The sequence below is a fragment of the Agromyces aureus genome (assembly GCF_001660485.1).
Classification (GTDB): Bacteria; Actinomycetota; Actinomycetes; order Actinomycetales; family Microbacteriaceae; genus Agromyces; species Agromyces aureus.
The window spans coordinates 1780990-1805930 of sequence record NZ_CP013979.1; the positions used below are offsets into that span (position 1 = coordinate 1780990).

The 24941-nt window shown below is 71.3% G+C and carries 26 protein-coding genes and 1 tRNA gene; 19 read left to right on the forward strand and 8 right to left on the reverse strand.

The window, feature by feature from the left end:
* Nucleotides 1-61: 61 nt before the first annotated feature.
* The 3 genes from ATC03_RS20965 to ATC03_RS07685 all read left to right on the forward strand — a co-directional run bounded on the left by ATC03_RS20965 (nucleotide 62) and on the right by ATC03_RS07685 (nucleotide 3963).
* Nucleotides 62-1999, forward strand: coding sequence for an ABC transporter ATP-binding protein (locus tag ATC03_RS20965; protein WP_227820257.1), 1938 nt, complete (start codon nucleotides 62-64; stop codon nucleotides 1997-1999).
* The gene (locus ATC03_RS07680; protein WP_067875174.1) at nucleotides 1975-3549 is read left to right on the forward strand and encodes a hypothetical protein; all 1575 of its coding nucleotides are present in this window, start codon (nucleotides 1975-1977) and stop codon (nucleotides 3547-3549) included. The genes ATC03_RS20965 and ATC03_RS07680 overlap by 25 nt, the downstream gene beginning before the upstream one ends.
* A gap of 126 nt (nucleotides 3550-3675) precedes the next feature.
* Nucleotides 3676-3963, forward strand: coding sequence for a DUF3039 domain-containing protein (locus tag ATC03_RS07685; protein WP_067875178.1), 288 nt, complete (start codon nucleotides 3676-3678; stop codon nucleotides 3961-3963).
* A 103-nt stretch (nucleotides 3964-4066) separates the two neighbouring features.
* On the opposite strand, the gene ATC03_RS07690 is transcribed toward ATC03_RS07685, so the two are convergent.
* Complete coding sequence (locus tag ATC03_RS07690) at nucleotides 4067-5386, reverse strand: nicotinate phosphoribosyltransferase (RefSeq protein WP_074400995.1); 1320 nt, start codon at nucleotides 5384-5386, stop codon at nucleotides 4067-4069.
* 85 nt (nucleotides 5387-5471) lie between these two features.
* Between ATC03_RS07690 and murI the strand changes: the two genes are divergently transcribed.
* The 4 genes from murI to ATC03_RS07710 all read left to right on the forward strand — a co-directional run bounded on the left by murI (nucleotide 5472) and on the right by ATC03_RS07710 (nucleotide 8749).
* Complete coding sequence (murI, locus tag ATC03_RS07695) at nucleotides 5472-6317, forward strand: glutamate racemase (protein ID WP_067875184.1); 846 nt, start codon at nucleotides 5472-5474, stop codon at nucleotides 6315-6317.
* The gene (gene rph, locus ATC03_RS07700; protein WP_067875187.1) at nucleotides 6314-7078 is read left to right on the forward strand and encodes a ribonuclease PH; all 765 of its coding nucleotides are present in this window, start codon (nucleotides 6314-6316) and stop codon (nucleotides 7076-7078) included. The genes murI and rph overlap by 4 nt, the downstream gene beginning before the upstream one ends.
* Nucleotides 7075-7701 carry an RdgB/HAM1 family non-canonical purine NTP pyrophosphatase gene (gene rdgB / locus ATC03_RS07705; protein ID WP_067875190.1) on the forward strand — a complete coding sequence of 209 codons (627 nt, stop codon included), beginning with the start codon at nucleotides 7075-7077 and terminating at the stop codon, nucleotides 7699-7701. Before rph ends, rdgB begins: the two co-directional genes overlap by 4 nt.
* 121 nt (nucleotides 7702-7822) lie before the next feature.
* Nucleotides 7823-8749: a cation diffusion facilitator family transporter gene (locus tag ATC03_RS07710; RefSeq protein WP_067875193.1), complete on the forward strand. Its 927-nt coding sequence runs from the start codon at nucleotides 7823-7825 to the stop codon at nucleotides 8747-8749.
* A 39-nt stretch (nucleotides 8750-8788) separates the two neighbouring features.
* Here ATC03_RS07710 and ATC03_RS07715 read toward each other — a convergent pair whose 3' ends face one another.
* Nucleotides 8789-9553 carry a DedA family protein gene (locus ATC03_RS07715; RefSeq protein WP_067875196.1) on the reverse strand — a complete coding sequence of 255 codons (765 nt, stop codon included), beginning with the start codon at nucleotides 9551-9553 and terminating at the stop codon, nucleotides 8789-8791.
* Between the two features lie 255 nt (nucleotides 9554-9808).
* Nucleotides 9809-10462 carry a biliverdin-producing heme oxygenase gene (locus ATC03_RS07720; protein WP_084003376.1) on the reverse strand — a complete coding sequence of 218 codons (654 nt, stop codon included), beginning with the start codon at nucleotides 10460-10462 and terminating at the stop codon, nucleotides 9809-9811.
* 92 nt (nucleotides 10463-10554) lie between these two features.
* On the opposite strand from ATC03_RS07720, the gene ATC03_RS07725 reads away from it, so the two are divergent.
* From ATC03_RS07725 to ATC03_RS07745, 5 genes are all read left to right on the forward strand, one after another.
* Nucleotides 10555-11415, forward strand: coding sequence for an LLM class flavin-dependent oxidoreductase (locus tag ATC03_RS07725; RefSeq protein WP_067875197.1), 861 nt, complete (start codon nucleotides 10555-10557; stop codon nucleotides 11413-11415).
* Nucleotides 11416-11541: 126 nt separating this feature from the next.
* Complete coding sequence (locus ATC03_RS07730; protein WP_067875200.1) at nucleotides 11542-11898, forward strand: hypothetical protein; 357 nt, start codon at nucleotides 11542-11544, stop codon at nucleotides 11896-11898.
* A 228-nt stretch (nucleotides 11899-12126) separates the two neighbouring features.
* Entirely contained in the window at nucleotides 12127-13350 is a 1224-nt protein-coding gene (locus tag ATC03_RS07735) for a sensor histidine kinase (RefSeq protein ID WP_152030895.1), read from the forward strand.
* On the forward strand, nucleotides 13347-14678 hold the full coding sequence (locus ATC03_RS07740; RefSeq protein ID WP_067875203.1) for a hypothetical protein: 1332 nt from the start codon (nucleotides 13347-13349) through the stop codon (nucleotides 14676-14678). The genes ATC03_RS07735 and ATC03_RS07740 overlap by 4 nt, the downstream gene beginning before the upstream one ends.
* Nucleotides 14662-15234 carry a hypothetical protein gene (locus tag ATC03_RS07745; protein WP_067875206.1) on the forward strand — a complete coding sequence of 191 codons (573 nt, stop codon included), beginning with the start codon at nucleotides 14662-14664 and terminating at the stop codon, nucleotides 15232-15234. The genes ATC03_RS07740 and ATC03_RS07745 overlap by 17 nt, the downstream gene beginning before the upstream one ends.
* A gap of 26 nt (nucleotides 15235-15260) precedes the next feature.
* On the opposite strand, the gene ATC03_RS07750 is transcribed toward ATC03_RS07745, so the two are convergent.
* The 5 genes from ATC03_RS07750 to ATC03_RS07770 form a co-directional block, all read right to left on the reverse strand.
* Nucleotides 15261-15342 (reverse strand) — tRNA-Leu (locus tag ATC03_RS07750).
* A gap of 15 nt (nucleotides 15343-15357) precedes the next feature.
* Nucleotides 15358-16638 carry an acyltransferase family protein gene (locus tag ATC03_RS07755; RefSeq protein WP_067875209.1) on the reverse strand — a complete coding sequence of 427 codons (1281 nt, stop codon included), beginning with the start codon at nucleotides 16636-16638 and terminating at the stop codon, nucleotides 15358-15360.
* Between the two features lie 171 nt (nucleotides 16639-16809).
* Complete coding sequence (locus ATC03_RS07760; protein WP_067875212.1) at nucleotides 16810-17781, reverse strand: permease prefix domain 1-containing protein; 972 nt, start codon at nucleotides 17779-17781, stop codon at nucleotides 16810-16812.
* Nucleotide 17782: 1 nt separating this feature from the next.
* A complete protein-coding gene (locus ATC03_RS07765) occupies nucleotides 17783-18169 on the reverse strand; it encodes a PadR family transcriptional regulator (RefSeq protein WP_067875215.1) in 387 nt (128 codons plus the stop codon).
* Nucleotides 18170-18353: 184 nt separating this feature from the next.
* Complete coding sequence (locus ATC03_RS07770) at nucleotides 18354-19280, reverse strand: LacI family DNA-binding transcriptional regulator (RefSeq protein ID WP_161490328.1); 927 nt, start codon at nucleotides 19278-19280, stop codon at nucleotides 18354-18356.
* A gap of 126 nt (nucleotides 19281-19406) precedes the next feature.
* Between ATC03_RS07770 and ATC03_RS07775 the strand changes: the two genes are divergently transcribed.
* The 7 genes from ATC03_RS07775 to ATC03_RS07805 all read left to right on the forward strand — a co-directional run bounded on the left by ATC03_RS07775 (nucleotide 19407) and on the right by ATC03_RS07805 (nucleotide 24929).
* Nucleotides 19407-20426, forward strand: coding sequence for a zinc-dependent alcohol dehydrogenase (locus tag ATC03_RS07775; protein ID WP_067881725.1), 1020 nt, complete (start codon nucleotides 19407-19409; stop codon nucleotides 20424-20426).
* A gap of 206 nt (nucleotides 20427-20632) precedes the next feature.
* On the forward strand, nucleotides 20633-21937 hold the full coding sequence (locus ATC03_RS07780; protein ID WP_084003709.1) for a CpaF family protein: 1305 nt from the start codon (nucleotides 20633-20635) through the stop codon (nucleotides 21935-21937).
* Complete coding sequence (locus ATC03_RS07785) at nucleotides 21934-22800, forward strand: type II secretion system F family protein (protein WP_067875223.1); 867 nt, start codon at nucleotides 21934-21936, stop codon at nucleotides 22798-22800. Before ATC03_RS07780 ends, ATC03_RS07785 begins: the two co-directional genes overlap by 4 nt.
* Nucleotides 22788-23735 carry a type II secretion system F family protein gene (locus ATC03_RS07790; protein WP_067875226.1) on the forward strand — a complete coding sequence of 316 codons (948 nt, stop codon included), beginning with the start codon at nucleotides 22788-22790 and terminating at the stop codon, nucleotides 23733-23735. The genes ATC03_RS07785 and ATC03_RS07790 overlap by 13 nt, the downstream gene beginning before the upstream one ends.
* A gap of 60 nt (nucleotides 23736-23795) precedes the next feature.
* Nucleotides 23796-23996 (forward strand): hypothetical protein, encoded by a 201-nt coding sequence (locus tag ATC03_RS07795; protein WP_067875229.1) that lies wholly within the window; start codon nucleotides 23796-23798, stop codon nucleotides 23994-23996.
* 89 nt (nucleotides 23997-24085) lie between these two features.
* Nucleotides 24086-24469, forward strand: coding sequence for a TadE family protein (locus tag ATC03_RS07800; RefSeq protein ID WP_335622271.1), 384 nt, complete (start codon nucleotides 24086-24088; stop codon nucleotides 24467-24469).
* Nucleotides 24444-24929 (forward strand): hypothetical protein, encoded by a 486-nt coding sequence (locus tag ATC03_RS07805; RefSeq protein ID WP_067875232.1) that lies wholly within the window; start codon nucleotides 24444-24446, stop codon nucleotides 24927-24929. The genes ATC03_RS07800 and ATC03_RS07805 overlap by 26 nt, the downstream gene beginning before the upstream one ends.
* Nucleotides 24930-24941 lie beyond the last annotated feature (12 nt).

The window sequence follows — 24941 nt, forward strand, 5'->3', positions numbered from 1 at the left end:
CGGAACGACGACGTGCGTCGAACGCGAGCGCCGGACGCCCGGGCGTTGATAGGTTTGCGTGGTGACTTCTGTTTCGCGCTCCGAGAACGACGACGAAGCTCCCGAAGGCACGGGCACGGGGGTGTCTGCCGAGCGGGGGCCGTCCGGCGCGCGCACCGAGGCCGGCAGTTCTCGAACGCCCGCGTCCGCGGGCGCCGCGAAGCGGGCTCCCGCCAGGCGCACGGGTGCCGCGGCCGCCAAGACTGAGGCCGCCGAGGCCGAAGGGGTCGAGGCTCCTGCGAAGACCGCTGCTGCGAAGACCACCGCGGCGAGGACCACGACGCCGCGGTCGACTGCGGCGAAGACCACGGCGGCGACGACCACCGCCGCCAAGACCACCGCGTCGAAGGCCACCGCGGCCAAGACGACGGCCGCCAAGGCAGCCGCGGCGAAGGCTGCCGCAGCTTCGTCCGAGACCGATGAGGGTGCGCCCGAAGCCGCCGGTTCCAAGCGCACCGCCGCATCGCGCGCCGCCTCGGCCGGCGCCGCTTCGGCGCGCACCGACGCCGCGAAGACGGCGCGTACCGCGCGCACCGCGGCCAAGACCGAGGCGCCGTCGGCTCGCACGCGTGCTGCGTCGGCGGCGGCGAAGCAGCGGCAGACCCAGCGCGTCGCCGCAGCCCTGACGACCGAGACCACGGCGGCCGAACGCGCGCCGCGCAGGACGGCGCCTCTCGAGAGCCTCGCACCCGTCGAGGCCGCCCCGAACGTCGAAGCGGCCCCGGCTGCTCCGGTCGAGGTCGCACCCACCGAGAAGGCACCTGCCGAGAAGGCTCCGGTCGAGGTCGCCGAACCCGTCGCGACTGCAGCGGTCGCCTCGCTCGCAGTCGACGAGGTCGCGGAGCGCGATGTTGCAGCCCCCGGCACGGTCGAGCCTGCGGTGGTCGAGCCCGCGGTGGTCGAGCCTGCGGTGGTCGAGCCCGTGGCGGCCGAGCCGGTCGACCCCGAGCCCGAGTCGGTCGAGGAGGCCGTTCCCGAGGCCGCAGCCGTCGAGGAGCTCGCGCCCGAGGCGGTCATCGCCGAGGAGCCTGCTCCGATCGTCGAGCCAGTCACGGTTGAGGCAGTCACGATCGAGGCGCCCTCGCACGCCGCGGTCGAGGCCGCGACCGCCGTGGCGGTCATCGCGGCCCCGGCCGTCAAGGCGTCCCCGCGCAAGAAGCGCACACTGCGCGTCGCCCGGGCGGCGCCGCCCGCCGACGCGCCTCGCGTGCTCGCGATCGACGGACTGGTCAAGCAGTTCGGCGGCAACACCGCCGTCGACCACATCTCGCTCGACGTCCGCGCGGGCTCGTTCTTCGGCATCGTCGGCCCGAACGGCGCGGGCAAGACCACCACGCTGTCGATGGTCACCGGGCTCCTGCGTCCCGACGCGGGAACGGTCCGCATCAACGACATCGACGCGTGGGCCGATCCGCGCGCGGCCAAGCGTGCGACGGGCGTGCTGCCCGACCGGCTGCGCCTGTTCGATCGACTCACCGGCGGACAACTGCTGTCCTACTCGGGATCCCTCCGGGGCCTCGACAGCCGCACGGTGCGCGAGCGCAGCGCCGACCTCATCGCCGCGTTCGGTCTCGACGACGCGATCGATCGTCTCGTCGCCGACTACTCGGCCGGCATGACGAAGAAGATCGCGCTCGCGTGCGCCATGATCCACGCGCCGCGCCTGCTCGTGCTCGATGAGCCGTTCGAGTCGGTCGACCCCGTCTCGGCGGCGAACCTCACCGACATCCTCGAACGCTACGTCGCGGGCGGCGGCACGGTCGTGCTCTCGAGCCACGGCATGGACCTCATCGAGCGCGTCTGCGACTCGGCGGCGATCATCGTCGGAGGCCGCGTCCTGGCATCCGGAACCCTCGACGAGGTTCGTGCGGGCGAGACGCTCGAAGACCGGTTCGTCGAACTCGCCGGCGGGCGCCAGGCAGCGGAGGGCATGGAGTGGTTGCACAGTTTCTCCGACTGAAGCTGCGGCTGCTCGGCAACATCTTCCAGCGGAGCCCGTGGCAGGTCGTGGGCGTCTCGCTCGGCATCGTCTACGGCCTCGCCATGTCCGCACTGCTGTTCAGCGCACTCGTGGGCCTGCGGCTCGTCGAGGACGTCACGCTCGTGCGCGACGGCCTCATCATCGCCGGGAGCGTGACCGTCATCGGCTTCATCGTGTTCCCGCTGCTGTTCGGCAGCGAGGACACGATGGATCCGCGCCGCTTCGCGCTGTTCGGCATCCCCGATCGAACACTCGCCTTCGGGCTGGCGCTCGCGGCCACGATCGGCATCCCGGCGATCGTGCTCGCCATCGTCCTGCTCGGCACCGTCGTGACGTGGTCCCGCGGCGTCGGCGAAGCGTTCTTCGCCGTCCTCGGCGCGGCCCTCGCGTTCGCGACGTGCCTGCTCGTCGGTCGAGTGGCGACCTCGATCGCCTCGCTCGTGCTCGCGACGCGCCGTGCCAAGGAGATCGGGGGCGTGGTCGGCCTCGTCGTGGTCGTGCTGCTCTCGCCCGTGATCGTCGTGCTCGTGACGCTCGACTGGCAGAGCGAGGGCCTGGTCTTCCTCGAGGGCGTGGCCGGCGTGCTCGGCTGGACCCCGCTCGGCGCCGCGTTCGCGGCTCCCGGCGATGCCGCGGCCGGTCTCTGGATCGCGGCTGTCGTGAAGGTGCTGATCGCGGCGGCGACCCTCGCCGTGATCTGGCTGTGCTGGCAGGCGCTCGTCGCCCGCATGCTCGTCACCCCCGGCCGCGAGGCATCCGCGAAGCAGTATCGGGGTCTCGGATGGTTCGATCGGATGCCCGGCACCGCCGCCGGTGCGATCGCCGCACGCAGCCTCACCTACTGGGGTCGCGATGCGCGGTACTGGGTCTCGCTCGTCATGCTGCCGCTCGTGCCGATCATCGTGCTCGTGCCGCTCACGCTCGCCGGATTCCCGCTCACGGCGACCGCGCTCATCCCCGTGCCGCTGCTCTGCCTGCTGCTCGGGTGGATCCTGCACAACGACACCGCCTACGACAGCACGGCCGTCTGGCTGCACGTCGTGTCCGGGGTACGCGGCACGGCCGACCGAATCGGACGCCTGATTCCGGTGCTCGTCGGCGGGATGCTCGTGATCGGCGTCGGTGCGGCGCTCACCATGATCGCGATCGACGACGACACCGTGCTGCCCTCCCTCATCGGCGTGAGCTCGGCGCTGCTCTTCGGCGGACTCGGCGTCGGGTCCATCGGATCCGCGCGCTGGCCGTATCCGGCCGTCAAGCCGGGCGACTCGCCGTTCCAGCAGCCGCAGTCGACGGGTGCCATCTCGGCGCTCGTGCAGTCGATCACCATGCTCGGCTCACTCGTCGTGGCGGCGCCCGCGGTGTGGTTCGCGTACCTCGGGCTGACCGCGGACCCGAAGTGGCACGCGATCTCGTTCATCGCCGGAACCGCGGCCGGCGTGCTGGTGCTCGTGCTCGGTGTCTTCGTCGGCGGTCGCGTGTTCGAACGCCGCGGACCCGAGATCCTGGGCGCGGCACTCCGCGCCTGAGTGGGCGGCGCACGGCCGCCGGCGTCGGCGGGCTGTCGTCGAGTCGTCGCCCGGCGCCCGCCCGGCGCCCGCCCGGCACTCGCCCGCGCCGGCCGCGCCGACTTCGCGGGGCCGTAGAATCGACCCATGATCATGCCCGTGAACGCCAGTATCGCCGATCCCGACGTCCCCGGCGGAGGCACCTCGGTGCTCGACCGCGAGCTCGAGAAGCTCCTGCAGGACGAGGCGATCGAGCCCGGCGACCACGAGCGCTTCTCCCACTACGTCAAGAAGGACAAGATCCTCGAGTCGGCCATGACCGGCAAGCCCGTCAAGGCCCTGTGCGGCAAGAAGTGGACCCCCGGGCGCGACCCCGAGAAGTTCCCGGTCTGCCCGACGTGCAAGGCGATCTACGAGAAGATGAAGCAGGGCTGAGTCGCCGCTGAGCCGCCCGCTCACCCGTCTCGAGGCGCGGTTCCCGCCGATGGAACGGCAACAGCAATGCGACCGCGCGGACGCGATCGCTCGATCCCTCGCGTCAGTGGTACGTGGTCGGGATCGCCGCTTCGCCGCGTCCGAGGCGGAACGCCTCGATCGGCAGTTCCTGCATGGCCTCGGCGCGGTGCGCCCGAGCGGCCGCGGTGCCCTCGGGCCCGAGGTGCGCGGCATCCGCGACCCCGCCGGTCATGAGCGGCACCATGAGCGGGCGCAGTCGGGTGCCCGCCTCGAACTCCGCCTCGCCGCTCGGGCCGTCGCCGATGAACACGAGTTCCTCGCGGGCCGTGAGCGTCGAGTCGAGCCTGCGGGCGGCGTTCTTGCGGCCGCCGACGCTGGCCTTCGAGGCGGACGCCTTCGCGACCGACACCCATTCGCCCGCATCGTCGCGTCGTGCGACGAGCTTGAACACCATGCCGGCGGCGGGGGAGCCCGAGCCCGTGACGACCGAGGTGCCGACGCCGTAGGAGTCGACCGGCGCGCCCGAGAGCCCGGCGATCGTGAACTCGTCGAGGTCGCTCGTGACCGTGATCTTCGTGTCGACGGCGCCGAGTCCGTCGAGCTGGTCGCGGACGCCCGCGACCACGGTGGGCAGATCGCCCGAGTCGATGCGCACGGCGCCGAGCCCGGTGCCGGCGACGCGCACGGCGGTCTCGACGCCCTGCCGGATGTCGTAGGTGTCCACGAGCAGCGTGGTCTTCGGCCCGAACGCTTCGACCTGCGCGCGGAATGCCGCCTCCTCGGAGTCGTGCAGCAGCGTGAAGGCGTGCGCCGCGGTGCCCATGGTCGGGATGCCCCACGTGCGACCGGCCTCGAGGTTCGAGGTCGCGTCGAACCCGGCGATGTACGCCGCGCGCGCCGCCGCCACGGCCGATCGCTCGCTCGTGCGCCGCGAGCCCATCTCGGCGATCGGGCGTCCGAGCGCGACCGAGACCATGCGTGCCGCGGCGCTCGCGACCGACGAGTCGAAGTTCAGCGTCGAGAGCACGAGGGTCTCGAGCATGACGGCCTCGGCGAACGTCGCCTGGATCGTCAGCAGCGGCGAACCCGGGAAGTACACCTCGCCCTCGCGATAGCCCCACACGTCGCCGCGGAAGCGGTAGTCGGCGAGCCAGTCGAGCGTCTCGGGCCGAACGACCCGGTTGGCGCCCAGCCATTCGAGCTCGGGCTCCTCGAAGCGGAACTCCGAGATGAGCTCGAGCAGGCGCCCGGTGCCGACGACGACGCCGTAGCGGCGCCCGTCGGGCAGGCGGCGCGCGAACGCCTCGAAGAGGCTCTCCCGGTGCGCGGTGCCGTTCTGCAACGCGGCATCCACCATGGTGAGCTCGTATCGGTCGGTGAGCAGCGCTGAAGACCCGGTCACGAGGATCAGCCTACCGACGGATGCCGCGTCTCGGCGTTCGCGCGACGGACTCGCCGAACGACGGACTCGCCTAGGCTGGTCTCTCGTGACGGATGCACCGATCGGGATCTTCGACTCCGGCGTTGGCGGGCTCACGGTCGCCCGAGCCGTGAAGGACCAGCTGCCGAACGAGTCGATCCTCTACATCGGTGATCTCGAGCACTCGCCCTATGGGCCCAAGCGCATCGCCGACGTGCGCGGCTACGCGCTCGCGGTGCTCGACGACCTCGTCGCGCAGGGCGTGAAGATGCTCGTCATCGCCTGCAACACGGCATCCGCCGCCATGCTGCGCGATGCGCGCGAGCGCTACGACGTGCCCGTGGTCGAGGTGATCCAGCCGGCCGTGCGTCGCGCGGTCGCGACGACTCGCAACGGGCGCGTGGGTGTCATCGGCACGGCAGGCACGATCTCGTCGCGCGCGTACGACGACGCGTTCGCCGCGGCCCCGCACCTCGACCTGCACACGGTCGCGTGCCCGCGCTTCGTCGAGTTCGTCGAGGCCGGCGTCACGAGCGGCGACGAGCTGCTCGCCGTCGCCGAGGAGTACCTCGCGCCGCTGCGGGCGGCCGACGTCGACACGCTCGTGCTCGGCTGCACGCACTACCCGTTCCTCAAGGGCGCGATCTCGTACGTCATGGGCGAGCGCGTCTCGCTCGTCTCGAGCGACGTCGAGACCGCGAACGACGTGTATCGCGTGCTCGTGAGCACCGGCACCGAGCGTAGGTCGGCCATGCCGCCGACCTACCGCTACGAGGCGACGGGCGGCTCGACGAGCGCGTTCCTCGACCTCGCGCACCGGCTCATCGCGCCCGAGATCCCGAGCGTCGAACTCGTGCAGACCGGCGCCGTCACCCTTCCAGATCACGTCAGACTTCGACAGGAGAACGCATGACCGAGGCATCCGAGAACCAGATCGTCCGCGCCGACGGGCGCGCACCCGACGACCTCCGCCAGGTGAGCATCGAGCGCGGCTGGAGCGAGCACGCCGAGGGCAGCGCGCTCATCTCGTTCGGGCGCACCAAGGTGCTCTGCACGGCGAGCTTCACGAACGGCGTGCCGCGCTGGATGTCCGGCAGCGGCAAGGGCTGGGTCACGGCCGAGTACGCGATGCTGCCGCGCGCCACGAACACGCGCAACGACCGCGAGGCCGTCAAGGGCCGCATCGGCGGGCGCACGCACGAGATCAGCCGCCTGATCGGCCGCAGCCTGCGGGCCGTCGTCGACATGAAGGGCCTCGGCGAGAACACGATCCAGATCGACTGCGACGTGCTCCAGGCCGACGGCGGCACGCGCACTGCGGCGATCACGGGCGCCTACGTGGCCATGGCCGACGCCATCGAGTGGGCCCGCGGCAAGAAGTTCATCGGCCAGAAGGCGCAGCCGCTCATCGACTCGGTCGCGGCGATCTCGGTCGGCATCGTCGCCGGCACGCCCATGCTCGACCTCGCGTACACCGAGGACTCGCGCGCCGAGACCGACATGAACGTCGTCGCGACCGGTCGCGGCCTCTTCGTCGAGGTGCAGGGTACGGCCGAGGGTGCGCCGTTCGACCGTCGCGAGCTCGACGCGCTGCTCGACCTGGCGCTCGGCGGCACCGCGTCGCTCACCGAGATCCAGAAGGCCGTGCTGGCCGAGGCTCGGGCGAACGCATGAGCCTCGAGATCGTCCTCGCGACCCACAACGCGCACAAGGTCGCCGAGTTCCAGCGCATCATCGGCGAGCGGATGCCGCACGCCGCCGTCGTGTCCTACGACGGCCCCGAGCCCGTCGAAGACGGCGTGACGTTCGCCGAGAACGCGCTCATCAAGGCCCGCGCCGCGGCCGCGCATACCGGACGCATCGCGCTCGCCGACGACTCCGGCATCGTGGTCGACGTGCTGGGCGAAGCCCCCGGCATCCTCTCGGCGCGCTGGGCGGGCCACACGGCGAGCGACGAGGCGAACCGTCGACTGCTGCTCGACCAGATGTCCGACTTCGCCCGGCCGAACCGCGGAGCGGAGTTCCGCTGCACGATCGCGCTCGTCGTGCCCGACGCACTGCTCGCCGGCGGATCCGAGTTCGTCGCCGAGGGCCGTTGGCGCGGCACGCTCGCGTACGAGCCGCGCGGATCCCACGGGTTCGGGTACGACCCGATCTTCGAGCCCGACGGACACGAGATCACGGCGGCCGAACTGCGGCCGGAAGAGAAGAACGCGCGCAGCCACCGTGCGCTCGCCTTCATCGACCTGCTGCCCGAGCTCGAGCGCGTCGCCGCGCGCGTCGCCACGTCGGCCTAGTCCGCGCCCGGCGCCCGGGCGCGGGTCGCGGGCGGTCGTCATCCTGCTGAGAACGCGACTCATTCCTGATTGGGCGGGATCGGCCTGATCCTCGGTGCGCGCGACCTACGCTGGAAGCGACATGGCACACGATCACTCCCACGACCACGCGGCGACCGCGAATCGCACCAGACTCTGGATCGCGATCGCGATCATCGGCGCCTTCGTCGTCGTGCAGGTCGTGGGCGCCCTCCTCAGCGGCTCGCTCGCGCTGCTCGCCGACGCCGGGCACATGACGAGCGACCTCATCGGCCTCGTCGTCGCGCTCGTCGCGGCCTTCGTCGCGGCCCGCCCCGCGACCGACCGGCAGACCTACGGCTACCGCCGCGCCGAGGTGCTGGGTGCGCTCATCAACGGCGTCATCCTCATCGTCGTGGCGGTGACGGTCACGATCGGCGCCATCGGGCGGCTCGTGTCGGGCGCCGAGGGCGAGGCCCACGAGGTGCAGGGCGGCACGATGCTCGTCATCGCGGTGCTCGGACTCGCCGCGAACATCGCCGCCATGCTCGTGCTCCGCGGCGGCGCGAAGGACTCGATCAACCTTCGCGGCGCGTACCTCGAGGTGCTCGGCGACACCATCGGTTCGGTCATGGTGATCATCGCGGCGATCGTGATCCTCGCGACCGGGTGGGACGCGGCCGACGCGATCGCCTCGATCGGCATCGCGGTGCTCATCGTGCCCCGCGCGATCTCGCTGCTGCGCGACGTCATGCACGTGCTCCTCGAGTCGGCACCGGTCGACACGGATGTCGCGGAGATCCGAGAGCACATCCTGCGCACGCCCGGCGTGGTCGCCGTGCACGACGTGCACGTGTGGCAGATCACGTCGGGGCAGCCCGTGTTCTCGGCGCACGTCGAGGTCGAAGCCGACGTGTTCGCCTCCGGCCGCACGGGCGAACTCCTCGACGAGCTGGGCGGATGCCTCACCGCGCACTTCGACGTCGAGCACTCCACGTTCCAGCTCGAACCCGCCGGCCGTGCAGACCAGGAGCAGGGCACGCACCGGTAGCCCGCGGCATCCGTCACCGGATGCGCCGGACGCGCCGGGTCAGCGCTTGTGGTCTTCCGGCCCGCGCTCGAAGACCTCGGGGTCGAGCACGAGATGCTCGGCCTCGTCTTCGTCGGTGATGACGTCTTCGCCGGCCCGCTCGGCCTTCTTCGCCTTCGAGCGCTCGCGCAGGTAGTGCCACAGCGTGATGATCGCGGTGCCGCCGACCGCGGCGAGCAGGATCAGGTCGATGTAGGACTTCACGAAGTCGGCGACCGGCGGAATGAAGCCGATGCCGTAGCCGAACATCGTGAGCCCGAAGCCCCAGAGGATGGCACCGATGAGGTTGTACAGCGTGTACTTGCCCTTGTGCATGTGGCCGACGCCCGCGGCGATCGGCGTGAAGGTGCGCACGATCGGCACGAAGCGCGCCAGGATGACGGCGAGGCCGCCGAACCGCTCGAAGAACGCGTTCGTGCGCTCGACGTTCTTGACGCTGAAGAGGCCGGATTCCTTGCGCTCGAAGATCGATGGCCCGGCCTTGTGGCCGATGTAGTAGCCGACCTCGCCGCCGACGAACGCGGCGAGTCCGATGAGCAGCGAGACCCACCACACCGAGATGCCGAACACGCCGTGCTCCGAGTCGCCCAGCGGGTGCGAGAGCAGGCCCGAGATGACGAGCAGGGTGTCGCCGGGGAGCAGGAAGCCGACCAGCAGCCCGGTCTCGGCGAAGATGATGCCGCACACCACGAGCAGGGCCCACGGGCCGGCGCCGCCGATGATGGTCTCGGGGTCGAGCCATGGGATGAGGGCGGTGTGGATCACGAGGGATGCTCCTGTCGGCGGCGAGACGCGGTGGTGCTCCGGCTCGTGCGGCGTGGTGTCGATGCAGTCTACCGATGCGATGCCCGGCCCGACTGGGGGAGAACCCCGAAATCATCCCGGGGGATGAGTCGACTCCAACCGAGGGGGCAGACGACCTCGGCGCCGCGGCCTCCGATCGGGTGAACGGATGCCGCGGCGCCGGTGGAGTCGCGGACGCGCCGCGTCTCGGGCGCGGGTGCGACGGCGGGGCGTGGACTAGGCCGCGAGTGCCTCGAAGATCGCGCCGTTGAGGCGGAAGGAGGCCTTGGCCTCGTCGACGAGCACGTCGACCTGGCCGGGCTGCAGTGCGAGCGCGTTCATCGCCTCGCGGTACCGGCGCTTGTAGCGCACGGGACCCTCGGCGCCGAGGTCGAAGTCGTAGAAGCTCAGCTGTTCGGGGGTCGCGCCGTAGTGACGGGCCACGAGCGCGGAGATCGCCTGGCCGCCCGAGAGGTCGCCGAGGTAGCGCGTGTAGTGGTGCGCCAGGTAGCGCACGTCGTCGTCGGAGATCGCGCGGAGGTGCGCGGCGTACTCGGCCGTCGCGGGGAGCGCGGGATGGGTCTCGCGCCAGTCGGCGGCGCCGAGCGCGGCGAGGTCGGACTCGATCGCGGCGAGGCGCGCGAGCTTCGGGTCGAAGACCTCGCCGTCGCCCTCGCGGCTGCCGCGCTCCTCGAGCGCCTCGTAGACCCAGGCGAACTGGGCGAGGTAACGCGTGTAGTCGTCGAGCGAGAGCTCGCCGCCCATGAGTCGGGTGATGAAGCCGCGGGACTCGGCGTTCCGGTGGTCTTCTGCGGTGGCGGCGCGCACGAGGGCGGCGACATCGAGGGGCTCGGTGGCGGCCACGGGCTCGGCGGGGGGAGCGATGGTCATCGGACGCGTCCTTCGTACGGCAAACAGGTAAGGCTCACCTTACATGCCGAAGGTCACGAGGAGATGTCGGGGGCCGCGGTTACGGTCGACGCATGCGATACGGCTTCATCTACACGGGCGACGATCCCGAGCTCGCGGTCGAACTCGCCACGCTCGCCGAGGCGAACGGCTGGCACGGGTTCTTCGTGTGGGAGGGCATCTGGGCCACCGATCCGTGGGCGACGCTCGCCGCGGCGGCCATGCAGACGTCGAGCATCCGGCTCGGCACCATGCTCACGCCCGTGCCGCGGCGTCGGCCCTGGGAGCTCGCGAGCCAGACCATGACGGTCGACCGGTTGTCGAAGGGGCGCGTGATCCTCTCGGCGGGGCTCGGTGTGCCCGAAGCGGTGGAACCGCGCTTCTGGCTGTTCGAATCCGATCCGGGCCGTCGTGAGCGCGCCGAGCTGCTCGACGAGTCGCTCGGCCTGCTCGAGCAGTTCTGGCGCGCCGAGGCGTTCGAGCACGAGGGTGAGCACTATCGGGTGACGCGTGCCGAGAGCCTGCTGCCGCCGCCCGCCGTGCAGCAGCCGCGAATCCCCATCTGGGTCGTCGGCGTCTGGCCCGCACCGAAGTCGATGCGCCGGGTCGCCCGGTACGACGGCTGGCTGCCGAACTTCGCGCCGCCCGGCGCCGAGCTCGCTCCGGGGTCGCCCGGCTTCACGCCAGAGGTCGCGGCCGAGGCCGTCGGGTGGCTCCGCGTCGAGCGCGAACGGCTCGGCCTCGCCGACCAGCCGTTCGACGTCGTGCAGGAGGGAGCGACCGCGGGTCTCGACCCCGAGGCGGATGCCGCGGTCGTGCGCCCTTGGGTCGAGGCCGGTGCCACCTGGTGGCTCGAGGCCGACTGGAGCGTGCCGGCCGAGCGGGTCGAGGCGCACGCCAGGGCACGCATCCTGGCCGGCCCGCCAAGGGCGTGAGCGGCTGACTCGCCTGCGCCCGACCGCCTCGCAGCCGCCCGTCGTCGGCTGACTCGGGGGACGCGGGGTGACGCGGCAGCGATTCGGGGGGTGACGGCGAACCCCGTGGCCGCGTAGCGTCGAGCCATGACGAACATCACCGAGAGACTTGCAGAAGCCGTGCCCTCCTGGGGTGCGAAGGTGGCCTACGGCGAGAAGACGACGTTGAACGGCCGCGAGTTCGTGCCCGTCGCGCTCGTCGGCTTCGGCTTCGGCGGCGGCGAGGGATCGGGCGAATCTCCCGAAGACGGCAAGGGCCCGGCCGGGCGCGGCGAGGGCAGCGGCGGCGGCGGTGGCGGGTACGCGGTGCCGATCGGCGCCTACGTCGAGGGTCCCGACGGCCCGCGGTTCCGGGCGAACCCGATCGCGCTCATCGTCGTGGCCACCCCGCTGGTCTCGGCGCTCGGCTGGGCGCTCTCGCGGATCATCCACTCGGCGCGCTGAGCTCGTCGGCACGCGCCGTGCTCGGCGCACGCCGGTCGCCGTCGTGACGCGATGACGTGTCGCGCCGTTGCGCCGTCGCGCCCCGCTCCGCGGTCAGGGCCGCGGATCGACCGCGCAGACCACGTTCGCCCAGCCCACAGCCGATTTTCGATCCGGTTGCGGCCGATCTACAATCGCCGGTGATTCGGCGCCTCGTGGTGCTGATCCCGAGACGACCCGAGGAGGAACGTGGCGCTCGCTCCGGTGGACGCCGCATCCGACCGCACGGCGGACACGCCGTCCGGCGAGCCGTCCGATTCCGCAGCCCGGCTCCTCGCAGCCCGCGACCGGCTGCTCGGACGGCTCACGCTGATCGCAGGCGTCATCGGGACGACCGGCATGGCAGCCGCGTTCGTGTTCGCCGAGTCGCTGACCGGCATCGAGAAGGCCTCGCTCGCCACCCTCTCCGCGGTCGTACTCGTGCTCGTGGTCCTGTTCATCCGAACCGGGCTGCGCCTGACCGGAATCGCCGCAGCCGTGGCTTCGGCTGCAGCCGTCGTCATCGCCTCGGCTCCCGGCATCGACGCGGCCAACGAGCTCGGAATCGCGATCTGCGCATCCGTGACCGCACCGGCGACGTCCATCCTCCTGATCCCCAGACGCCGGGGCGTGCGCGACATGGCCATCGGACTGGTCGCCGCACTCGCCGCGGTCGGCTACGCCTCGGTCGTCGGCGGCGGAGACCTGTACCTGATGATCACCGCCACCGTCGGATGGGCCGCAGCCGTCACGGCCGGGTTGTGGATCTCGGTGGCCATGGATCGCACGGTCGAGCGGTTCGCCGACGTCGATGCCGCGTACGACGTGGAGCACGCGGCATCCGTCATCGCCACCCGGAAGCGCCAGGACGCGAGGCTCCTGCACGACACGGTGCTCGCGACCCTCAGCCTCGTCGCCCACGGCGGACGCGGGGTCGACCAGGAGACCTTGCGCACGCAGGCGAACATCGACTCCCGGATGCTGAGGAACCTGCGCCTCACCGGCATCGCCGACCACGACGGCACCCGGTTCGCGGCGCCCCCGCAGGAGGAGTTCGAGCTCGGCACGACGTTCGAATCCGTCAGGCACCGGTTCGCGGGCCTCGGACTGAACGTGAATTGGCACGGCGAGGGCCGGCTCCTGCTCGCGTCCGACCGGATCGACGCGCTGCTCGGTGCCGTCGGTGAGTGCCTCGAGAACGTCCGCCGGCATTCCGGGGTCATCGACGCCGACGTCACCGTCACCGCCGACGACAACGCGGTCAGGGCGATGGTCACCGATCAGGGCGCAGGGTTCGACCCGGGGGCCATCGAAGCCGGCCGTCTCGGGTTCACCGAGTCCATCGTCGGCCGGCTCGAGTCCGTCGGCGGCAAGGTCCGGGTCTTCTCCTCGCCCGGCGCCGGGACGACCGTCATGCTCGAGGTCCCGAAATGACGATCACGAGAGCGCCGCGGCCGCAGCGCAGGATCCACGACGTCGTCCAGGCGGCCCAAGGCGGCCGCCGCGTCGCGATCGGTGCACTGGTCGCAGCGACCGTGCTCATCGGCGGGCACTTCGTCGAGGCCGTCACCCTGCACGACCGGTTCCCGGCCGGTGCGGGACCATGGCCGGCGTGGGTTGCGTTCGCCGCGGTGTTCGCCCTCGTGGCCGTGACCGCGGTCCGCGTCGACGGGCGGATCCCCGATTGGGTGCTGGTCATCGTGATGGTGGGCCTCTGCAGTGCGGCGGCCCTCGACATCCAGGCGACCTGGGGCCAGCTCGGCGCCCACGCCCATCCGACGGTCGCTCCCGCCTGCGGGGCGCTGCTCATGGTCGTCGCCGCGCAACGCCCGGTGACAGGACCGATCGTCGCGGCATCCGTCATCGCCGTGGCCCAGTTCGCCGCGGCACTCACCGAGTCGGCGACCGCCGGCTTCGAGATGTTCACGGGATTCGGCTCCGCGGGCGCGACCATCCTTCCAGTCGTGCTCGCCACCGTCGCCGTGCGCGGCTTCCGGCGGATCGTCGACCACGAGCTCGCCCTCGCCCGGGCCAGGAAGACGGCGATCACGGGACCGCTGGTCGACGAGGGCGAGGTGGAGGCCATCGCCCGGCTCGACCGGGACGCCGAACAGGTGCTGGACCAGGTCGCCTGGGGAGAGCACCTCGATGCGGCGACGTCGGCCCGAGCCGAGGAGATCGGTTCAGCGCTTCGGCGCCGACTCATCGAGGGCCGCAACGAGACGTGGCTGAAGTACGCCGTCGAGCAGTCCGACTACCTGTCGAAGTTCGTCACCGTCAATGACGAGGGCGCCCACGCCACCCAGCTCGACCACGACCAGCGCGACGGACTCCTGGTCGGGCTGTGGCTCCTCCGAGGCCACGCACGTCAGGCGGAGCGCGTGCCGTTCGAGATCAACGTCACGGTGCTCGAGCACGCGCAGAAGACGGTGTCCATCCGCATCGACGTCGCCGGAATCCAGGTCCGCGACGTCGACCAGACCGCCTGGGACTCGTTCCGGCTCGTCGGCCCCGTCAAGACGACGGCCGACGATGCGGGCTTCGAGATGCGGATCGGCGAACCGGCCGAGGCCGGGGCAGGTGCCCGAGCGGCGCACCGGGCCGACCATCACCGCGCCGGGCAGCACCCCGTAGACGCGCATCGTGCCGATCAGCACAGGGGTGAGCTGCACAGGGGTGAGCTGCACCGGCCTGATCTGCACGGTGCCGATCGCGCGCCGCATCCGCACAGAGGGGAACACGTCGGTGAGCACACCCGATGACCGCCACGACCACTACGGGCTCCCGGCCTCCGTCGCCGACACCCTCACCCGACCCCGCGACCCGAAGGCGAGGAAGACCGCGCGACACCCGGCGCTCATCACGTCGATCATCGGTGCGGTGATCACCGTCGTCGCCTTCGTCACGTGGCCGAGTTGGTGGGTGCTGCTCGCGAAGCTCAGCATCATCGTCACGATCCTGCAAGCGGCGTTCTGGGGGTTCGCCGCCCTCGGGTACCGTCCGTTCTCCGTGGTCGGGTGGAGGGTCAGCGTGCCGCCGTTCGTCGCGCTGATCCTGATGACCGGGTGGCTGCACACCGACGTGAACGCACCGGAGAGCGCGGGCGCGTTCATGGTGATGTCGCTCGTGACGACGTGCATGCTGCCCGCGCTCGGATTCATGATCGGCCCGCCGGCGCATCCGTCGATGCAGGAGCCGGAGTGGTACGTGGTCTTCGCGCTCGTCGTGGCGTTCATCGCGATGTACGCGGTCGCCTGGTTCATGCGCGAGCCGGCGTGCGATCTCCAGATGCTCGTGGAGTGCCGCATCCCCTGGTGAGCGTCGTCGGTCAGTGTCAGTGTCAGTGCGGAAGGAGGGACTTGAACCCTCACGCCCGAAGGCACAGGAACCTAAATCCTGCGTGTCTGCCGATTTCACCACTCCCGCGAGTGCCCGTTCAGTCTAGGCGGGCGCAAGTCGCCGGGCCCGCAGCAGCCACAGGGACAGCGAGAGCAGCACGACTCCGGTGACGGCGATCCGGAGGTCGAGGAAGGACTCGAGCACGAGGAACGGCGGCACGAACGCGAGCACGGCTGCGATCGCGATGGCCGCGGAGCCAGGGCGGCGACGCCCATCGGGGATCGTCGTCGGCACCTGCTCGAAGCGCAGCAGCAGGGGTGCGATCGCGAACACGACGCCGAGCACCACGACGAACGCGATCGGCCGCGTCGCCCACCACACGGCGCTGCCGGGTTCGGGCGCGGCGCCCGGGATGAGCAGCGAGGCGCCCTCGACGATGATGATAACCGGCAGGTGCCAGAGGTACACGGTCATCGCGCGGCTGCCGACGAGGTAGACCACGGCCTGCGCCGGGCGCGTGCGCATGAGCGCGGCGAGCGGCCGGTGCAGCAGCGTGAGCAGGCTGATCTGCGCGATGCCGAGCAGCATCAGCGGCACGGTCGGCGGGTTCAGGTTCGTCAGCATGTCGGGCGAGTACCACTCCGCCGAGACGACCACCCAGATGAGGGCGTAGGCGGCGACCACGAGCGTGACGAGGGTGAGCGGATGCCGCGTGCGGAACCATCCGTCGGCGTACCAGAACCCGAGCTGCTGCACGAAGAGCCAGACGAACGCGAGGTTCAGCAGCCCGATCTCATCGATGCCGGTCGCGATGCGGAGCGCGTCGACGGCGACGGCGGCGATCGCGAGCAGGGCCAGGGTGGCGCGAGGCGCCCGGTCGTGGAGGGCGACCATCCACGGCACCGCGCACTGCGCGAGCAGGAACGCGGCGAGGAACCAGAGTGGGCTGCCGGTGCCCGTCGCGACGGTGTCGAGGAGTGCGGGGTCGACGCCCGCGATCGTCGCGCCGCCGAGCACCACGGCGAAGAACACGAAGAGCGGCAGGGCGGGTGCGGCGAGTCGCAGCACGCGCCCGCGCACGAAGTCGGTGCGGTCGCCGCCCTTGCGCCGGAGGCTGCGCCACGCGGTGAGCGCCGTGAATCCGCCCGCGGCGAAGAAGAGCGGCATGATCTGCCCGACCCAGGTGGCTGCGGCGAACCACGGCTGGGCCTCGAGCGGTCGGGAGACGACGAGCTCGCCGTCGGGGGAGTAGCCCACCCCGATCATGAGCAGGTGGATGACCACCACCAGCAGGATGCACGCGACGCGCGCCAGGTCGATGACGAGGTCGCGCCGCGAGACGGCCTCGAGTCGTGCAGACGCATCGGCGCGCAGGGTGGTCATGGGCTCCTCGTCGGGCTCGCGGAATGCGGTGGAGCGAGCATACCCAAGCGCGGCGCCCCGTCACGTCGGGTGTGGAGAGGGGCCCCGAAACGGGCGAACGCGACATCCGCTCGGCCTTCGTCGAGAGAGGCGATGAAGCGAGCGGATGCCGCGTGCGGGCGTTCGGCCGACTCAGTCGGTCTTCTCGGCCTTGGCGCCGAAGAGCATGCGGGCGAGCACGAGCATCATGACCACGAACCCGCCGACGAAGGCGAGCGGCGCCCAGACCCAGCCGGCCGTGAAGCCGATGATCGGGATCGCGACGAACGCGACGGTCCAGATGACGGCCGTGTAGATGCCGAACCGGGCGCCGGCGGCGGGGTCCTTTTCGAAGCGGTCGCCGATGGTCGCCGCCTGGCGGTGCTGCTGCACGACCCATGGCTTGTGCCGGTTGGTCTGCGTGGCGCCGAGGTAGCTGAGGGCGCCGATCGAGCCGATGACGGCCGCGCCGGCGAGCACGAGCCAGGCGAGGTCGAGGTGCACGATCACGACGGGCGTGAACGCGAGACCTGCGAGCAGCAGGCCCGTGGCCGCGCCGTACCCGATCGCGCGGCCGGCGGGCATGCGGTGGTTCGTCGTGGTCTCCTGGCTCAGCGCGTCGGCCGTGACCGCGCCGAGCGCGAGCCCGAACACCGCGGCGAGGGCGACGGGCACGCCCGCGCCGAACGCGAGCAGGGGCGTGAGGCCGAGCACGAGGAGCACGAGCGCGGCGCCGCCGATGATCGAGAGCACGACGGTGCGCACGACGAACGCGGGGTTCGGTCGAACGTGGTTGCGGATCGCGGCGGCGGCCGCCGACTCGGTGCGGCTGGCAGCGGCGCCCCGAGCGGCGGAGCCGGCCGCGACCGGGCCGCGCGCGGCATCCGCTCGACGGTCGTCGGTGTCGAGGTCGACGAGCTCGCGCACGTCGCCGAGTTCGGCGATGGCCCGGCGGGCGGCATCGGGCTGGGAGAGTCCGGATGCCTCGAGCTCGCCCATGCGTGCGAGCAGGTTGCCGCGGATCTCCTCTTTCAGGTCTTGGATCTCGGGCGTGACCTCGATGTCGACGAAGGCCTCGTCGAGCAGTCGGTGCAGGTCGCCGCCGGAGGAGCGGTGGTCGGTCATGTCAGGAGCCCTTCTTGGCTGCGGGCGTGCTGCCCAGCAGGGAGTCGATGATGGTGCGGGTCGCGACCCAGGCGGCGACGTTCTGCGTGAACGCGGCGCGGCCGGCGTCGGTGATGCGGTAGTACTTGCGGCGGCCGCCCTGCGACTCGTCGCCCCAGTACGCCTCGGCGAGCCCGTCGCGAAGCAGGCGGCGGTAGCTCGCGTAGAGCGTCGCCTCCTTGATCTCGTACGCGCCGCCCGTGGCGTCGCGGATGAGCTTGTAGATCTCGAAGCCGTAGCTGTCGTTGCGGCGCAGCACGCCGAGCACGATCGTGTCGGTGTGACCGCGCAGCAGGTCGGCTGCGAAGGCGTCGTCCGGCGTCGCGCCGGAGGCTGTGTCCTTGGTCATGACAAGTACTGTACCAGATCAATTACCTGATGTGAACACGACAACGGATGTCGCGGGCGGGCGTCGTCGCGTCCCGGGCGTTCGCCGCATCGGGGCGCCGTCGAAACGGCCGTGGCTGCGCGAAACGCCGTGGCGCGGCATCCGCGAAGCGCATCGAGCGGATGCCGCGGGCCGGCGGCCCTGATCAGGCCGAGTCGCGCCGCACGACGACGGCCGCCGCGGGGGTCGGGGCCATCGGGTCGGCCGGGAGGCCCAGCGTCGTGCGCGCGAGCCGTCGCCCGAATGCCGCGGTGTCGATGCGCACGGTGGTGAGGCTCGGCGTCGCGAACTCGCCCTGGCCGGCGTCGTCGAAGCCGATCACGGCAATGCGGCCGGGAACGTCGAGGCGGAGCGCGCTCGCCGCGGCCAGCACGCGCAGCGCGGTCTCGTCGTCGAGGCCGGCGATGGCGGTGACCTGCGGGTGCCGTTCGACGAACTCGGCCAGGCTGCGGCGGTCGTCGATGGCGGACGGCCCCAGGGTCAGCGTGTGCGGCTGCGGCATCCGCAGGTCTTCGAGCACTCGACGTGCGTAACCGACGCGCAGTGCCGCGAGTCGTGCGAGCCCTGCCGGGACTCGGGAGCTCGGCAGCGCGAGGCCGATGTACTCGTGGCCGGTGCCGACGAGGTGACGGATCTGCACTGCGGTGTGCGCGGCGAGGCCCTCGGTCCAGCCGCCGTCGGCCCGCTCGGCGTCGGGGGAGTCGTAGATGCGGTCGAGGTCGAGCACCGCGCGCGGCGAGACCATCGCGGTCAGGCGTCCGATGTCGTCGGCGCCCACCCGATAGCGCACGAGGAGCATGTGGTCGAGGCGTTCGAGCTCGGCGTCGAGCGCGTCGATGAAGGCCGCGAGGCCCGTGCCGCCGTGGGGGAGGCGCGCGACGTTCAGGATCACGATGCGCGACGTGCCCTCGCGGAGCGCGCGGGCAGACCCGTTCGGCACGTACCCGAGCTCGGCGGCCGCTCGGCGCACGCGGTCGCGGGTCTCGGGGGAGATGGTCTCGGTGGGCTTGTCGTTCAGCACGAAGCTCACGGTGGCCTGCGAGACGCCGGCCGCGACGGAAACGTCCTTCATGGTCACGCGCTTGGCTCGCATCTGCTCTTCTCCACCTCTCAGGATCCCAGCGTAGACTGCACTTATTCGATTTAGTGATCCGCGACGCGAACCCAGCGCGAGCCGGACGAGAGAGGAATGACGGCGATGAAGTCAGTCATGGTCACCGCGCCCAACACCACCGAGATCGTGGAGGTGCCCGAGCCCACTGCCGGCCCGCGCGACGTGCTCGTGCGCATTCGCGCGTGCGGCATCTGCGGCAGCGACCACATGTACACGATGTACGGCGGCATCCCGCCGCGGCAGGGTGCGACGCCGCTCGGCCACGAGCCCGCGGGCGAGATCGTGTTCGTCGGCGACGAGGTGCAGGGCGCGCAGGTGGGCGACCACGTCGTCATCAACCCGATGGCCGCGAGCGACGGCATCATCGGCTCGGGCGGTGCGCAGGGCGCGTTCTCGCCGTTCGTCGTGCTGTTCGACGCCGTGGCCGGCACACACTTCCGCGTGATCCCGAACGAGATCCCGTTCGAGGTCGCCGCGCTCAACGAGCCCATGGCCGTCGCCCGCCACGCCGTGAACCGATCGGGTGCGAAAGCCGGCGAGCAGGCTGTCGTGTTCGGCGCCGGCCCGATCGGCCTCGGCGTGCTGCTCAGCCTCAAGGCGAAGGGCGTCGAGCACGTCGTCGTCATCGACATCATCCCGACCCGCCTGGAGAAGGCCCTCGCGATCGGTGCGGATGCCGTCATCAACTCGGCTGAAGAGGACGTCAAGGCCCGGCTCATCGAGCTGCACGGCGAGGCGCCGCCCGTCGTCGGCATCCGGGATGCCCGCCCCGCGACCGATCTCTACCTCGACGCAGCGGGCGCGCCCGTCGTGCCGACCACGGTGTTCGGCCTCGTCAAGCAGGGCGCGCGCCTCGTGATTCCGGCGGTGCACAAGAAGCCCGTCGAGGTCGACTTCGGCGGCCTGCTCACCACCGAGATCTCGATCATCATGTCGATGGGCTACCCGACCGAGATCTTCGAGGTCACCGACGACCTCATCGCCAACTGGCAGAAGTACCAGCTCATCATCAGCGACCGCTTCGACATCGCCGACGTGCAGCGCGCCCTCGAGGTCGCCGCGACGCCCGGCGCCGCCGACAAGGTGATGGTCACGCTCGATTGACCCCGTCAGTCGGCTGAGCGGCCGTGGCGCAGGAATTTCCCCATCCTGCGCCACGGCCGTTCGCCGCATCGGGGTGCCGTCGAAACGGCCGTGGTTGCGCGAAACGCCGTGGCGCGGCATCCGCGAAGCGCATCGAGCGGATGCCGCGGGCGGGCCGTGTGGATAACTTCGCGGTGCCCGGCGGCCGTCACTCCAAGATGGGGGACATGTCCGACCCCGTCCGCACGATCACCGAGCGCGTGCGCACCCGCGTGCTGCACGAGGGCGTGGATCTCGGCCGCGACTCGGGCGCCGCCGCGCGATTCACGCGCGAAGAGGTGCTCCGCTACAGCGAGCGCGCGCTCGCCGGGGCGCACGCCGAACTCGTCGACGAGTTCGCCACCGCGCGCGAGGTCGAGGCCGCGATCACGGGCTACGGGCCGCTGCAGCCCTACTTCGACGACCCCGACATCGAAGAGATCTGGATCAACGGGCCGACCCGCGTCTTCGTCGCGCGCAACGGCGTCCCCGAACTCACGACGCTCGTGCTCGCCGATCGCGAGGTGCGCGAGCTCGTCGAGCGCATGCTGCAGCACAGCGGACGCCGCGTCGACCTGAGTTCGCCGTTCGTCGACGCGTCACTGCCCGACGGCTCGCGGCTGCACGTGGCGATCCCCGACGTCTCGCGGGCTCACTGGGCGGTCAACATCCGCAAGTTCCAGCGCCGCATCCGCACGCTCGAATCGCTCGTGGAGCTCGGTTCGCTCACCGCTGAGGCCGCCGGGTTCCTGCGCGCGAGCGTCGTGGCCGGGGCGAACATCCTCGTGTCGGGTGCCACGCACACCGGCAAGACCACCCTCTTGAACGCGCTGATGTCGTCGGCTCGGGTCGACGAGCGGGTGATCACCATCGAGGAGACGTTCGAACTCGACCTCGACGTGCGCGACCTGGTGTCGCTGCAGTGCCGCCAGCCGAGCCTCGAGGGCACCGGCGAGATCACGCTTCGGCGACTCATCAAGGAGTCGCTGCGCATGCGGCCCGACCGGCTCATCGTGGGAGAGGTGCGCGAAGCCGAGAGCCTCGACCTGCTCATCGCGTTGAACTCCGGGCTGCCGGGCATGTGCACCATCCACGCGAACTCGGCGCGCGACGCCTTGACGAAGCTGTGCACGCTGCCGCTCCTCGCCGGTCGCAACATCGATGCGTCGTTCGTGGTTCCGACCGTCGCGACCTGCATCGACCTCGTGGTGCACCTCGGTATCGACGCGGCCGGGCGCCGGAGCGTCGTCGAGATCTCGGCGCCGACCGGCGACTGCACCGAAGGCAGCGTCGACGTCGATCCGATCTTCGCGACGGTCGGGGGAGTACTGCGGGCCACCGGGCTGCGGCCGCGTCGACTCGAGAAGTACCGAGCCGCCGGGCTCATCGCCGACGACGCACCGCACCCGAGCGAAGGGTCCGACCTCGTCGATGGGCCTGGCGTCATCGATGGGTCGGGCGAGATCGACGCCGAGACCGTGGCGGTCGCATGAGCCTCGCACTCGGAGCGCTGCTCGGCGTCGGCGTGCTGCTCGCGCTCGCGCCGCTGCTGTGGCCGGCGAAGCCCGCGACGGTCGGTGGGCAGCCTTCGGCGTTCGCCCGCCGCATCCACGACGACCTCTCGCTGGCCGGGCTCGGACAGGTGCCGATCCCGGTCATCGTGGTCGTGGCGATCGTGTTCGCCGTCGTGCTGGGCGCCGTGGTGCAGGCCGTCATGCAGGTGCCGACCATCACGGTCGTCGCCTCGCTCCTCGGTGCTGCGGCCGTTCCACTGGCCATCGGCGCCCGTGCCGATCGTCGGCGTGCCGCAAACCGGGCCGTCTGGCCGGATGTCGTCGACCACCTCGTCGCGTCGGTGCGGTCGGGAGTGCCGCTGCCCGAGAGCGTCGGAGCCCTCGGCGATCTCGGGCCGGCGCAGACGCGCCCGGCGTTCTCGGCGTTCGCGCTCGAGTACCGTCGCACGGGCAACTTCTCGCTGTGCCTCGACCGCCTGAAGGAACTGTTGGCCGACCCCATCGCCGACCGCATCCTCGAGACGTTGCGCATGGCGCGCGAGGTCGGCGGCACCGAACTGACCACGGTGCTTCGGGGACTCTCGGGGTACCCGCGCGAAGACGCCGCGCTCCGAGCCGAGGTCGTCGCCCGCCAGTCGTGGATCCGCAACGCCGCCCGCCTCGGCGTCGCGGCCCCGTGGTTGCTCCTCGTCGTGCTGTCGTCGCGTCACGAGACGCTCGTCGCCTACGACTCGCCCGCAGGAGCCGTGCTCATCGTGGTCGGCGTCATCGTGACGATCGTGGCCTACCAATCGATGAACGCGCTCGGCCGACTCCCCGAGGAGCGACGATGGTTCCGCTGAACGCGACCGTGCCGCTCGCGCTGCTGTTCGGGGTGCTCATCGGGCTGGGCCTCTGGCTCGCCCTCAACGCCGTTCCGCGCATCGGGCGCCCCCGGCTCGCCGAACGGGTCGCCCCGTACGTGGCCGACTTCTCGGTCGAGGCGCGGGCGATGCTCGCGCGCCGCTCCTCCGATCCGTCTCCCGTGTTCGGCGTGGTGCTCGGCCCGGTGCTGCGGCGCGTCCGAGCCGTTCTGCTCTCGTGGCTCGGCGGCCCCGAGACGGTCGCCAGGCGGCTTCGTCAGGCCGGTTCGTCGGCGACGGTCGAACGGTTCCGCGCCGAGCAGCTCGCCTGGGGCGCGTCCGCCTTCGCCGCGGCTGCAGCGCTCGCGCTCTTCGCGCCCGGATTCGCTGCGCTGCCCGCTCCGGTTCGTCTGGTCGCACCGTTGCTCGCAGCGGCGCTGGGCGTGGTCGCGCGCGACTGGACGCTGCAGCGCAGTGCGGCCCGCCGACTCGGGCGTATCTCCGACGAACTGCCGACGGTGCTCGAGTTCCTGACGCTGAGTCTCACGGCGGGCGAGGGCATGCTCGACGCGCTCCGCCGTGTCGCACGCATCGGGTCGGGCGAACTGCCGCAGGAGTTCCGGGCGGTCGTGGCCGCGGTCGGCACCGGCGTGCCGCTCGTCGACGCGATCACCGAACTCCGCGACGCGCTCGACCACCCTGCGCTTTCGCGAGCGCTCGATCAGGTGCTCGGAGCTCTCGATCGCGGTGCTCCGCTCGCTTCGGTGCTCGCGTCCCAGGCGGGTGATGCGCGCGACCAGGCGAAGCGCACGATCATCGAGCTCGCCGGACGCAAGGAGATCGCGATGCTCGTGCCGCTCGTCTTCCTGATCCTGCCCATCACGATCGCCTTCGCCCTGCTTCCCGGATATCTCGTGCTCCAGACGGGGTTCTGATGCGAACCCCGTTCCCCTCGACCTCACCGCGCTCCGATGGCGCGAACGAAAGGATCCCCCATGCACCAGCACCTCGGCCGTCTGAGGCTCGCCCTCACGCAGCGCGTCATCGCCCCGTTGTCGAACGAGCGCGGCGACGTACCCGGTTGGGTGCTCATCACCCTCATGACCGCTGGACTCGTGATCGTGATCTGGGGTCTTGCCGGCCCGGCCCTGGCCGGGGTCTTCGAGCAGGCCATCGATCGAGTGACGGGCTTCTGACCGCCACGACGGATGTCGCGATCGACCATGATCCGTCCGAGCCGCGAGACAGCAAGCTCCGCGCGCTCAGCGGGCTCCGGGCGCTGCGGGTGCGACTGGCCAACGACCGGGGCTCCGCCGTCGCCGAGTTCACGATGGTCGGTGTGCTGCTGACCGTGCTCGCCCTCGCCGTGGTGCAGCTCGCGCTCGCGCTGCACGTGCGCAACACCCTCCTCGACGCCGCCGCCGAGGGAGCGCGGTTCGCCTCGCTCGCCGGCTCCTCGCCGTCCGACGGCGTCGCTCGCACGCGCGATCTCATCGACGCGGCGATCTCGGCCGAGTACGCGCAGGACATCGCGGCGAGGGCGACCTCGTTCGGCGGCGTGCCCGCGATCGAGATCCGAGTGCGTGCAGCGCTTCCGGTGATCGGGCTCCTCGGCGTCTCCGACGGGCTGGAGGTGACCGGGCATGCGCCGATCGAGACGCTCGACTGAGTCGCGCGGCCCTCGCCCGCCCGGCCTCCTCGACGATGAATCCGGCTCGGCGTCGCTCGAGTTCCTCACCGTCGGCCTGCTGCTGCTCGTGCCGATCGTGTATCTCGTGTTGAGCATGTCGGCGATCCAGGCCGGCGCTTTCGCGGTCGAGGGGGCCGCGCGGCACGCCGCCCGCATCGCCGCCGACGGGGCCGGCGCACCGGGTGCCACGTCCGATGTCGAGCGTGCGGTTCGCGTTGCCCTCGAGGATTTCGGAGTCGACGAGGACTCGGCCACGGTCTCGATCTCGTGCGAGTCCGCCGACTGCGACGAGCCGGGCGAACGCATCGACGTCGTCGTCCGTGCCCGGGTCATGCTGCCGCTCGTGCCCGACGTGCTCGGACTCTCGGGCGTCGCGAGCGTGCCCGTCGAATCGGCGGCGACGCAGACGGTCTCGCGGTTCGCGAAGGTCACGCCATGAGCACATCGACGC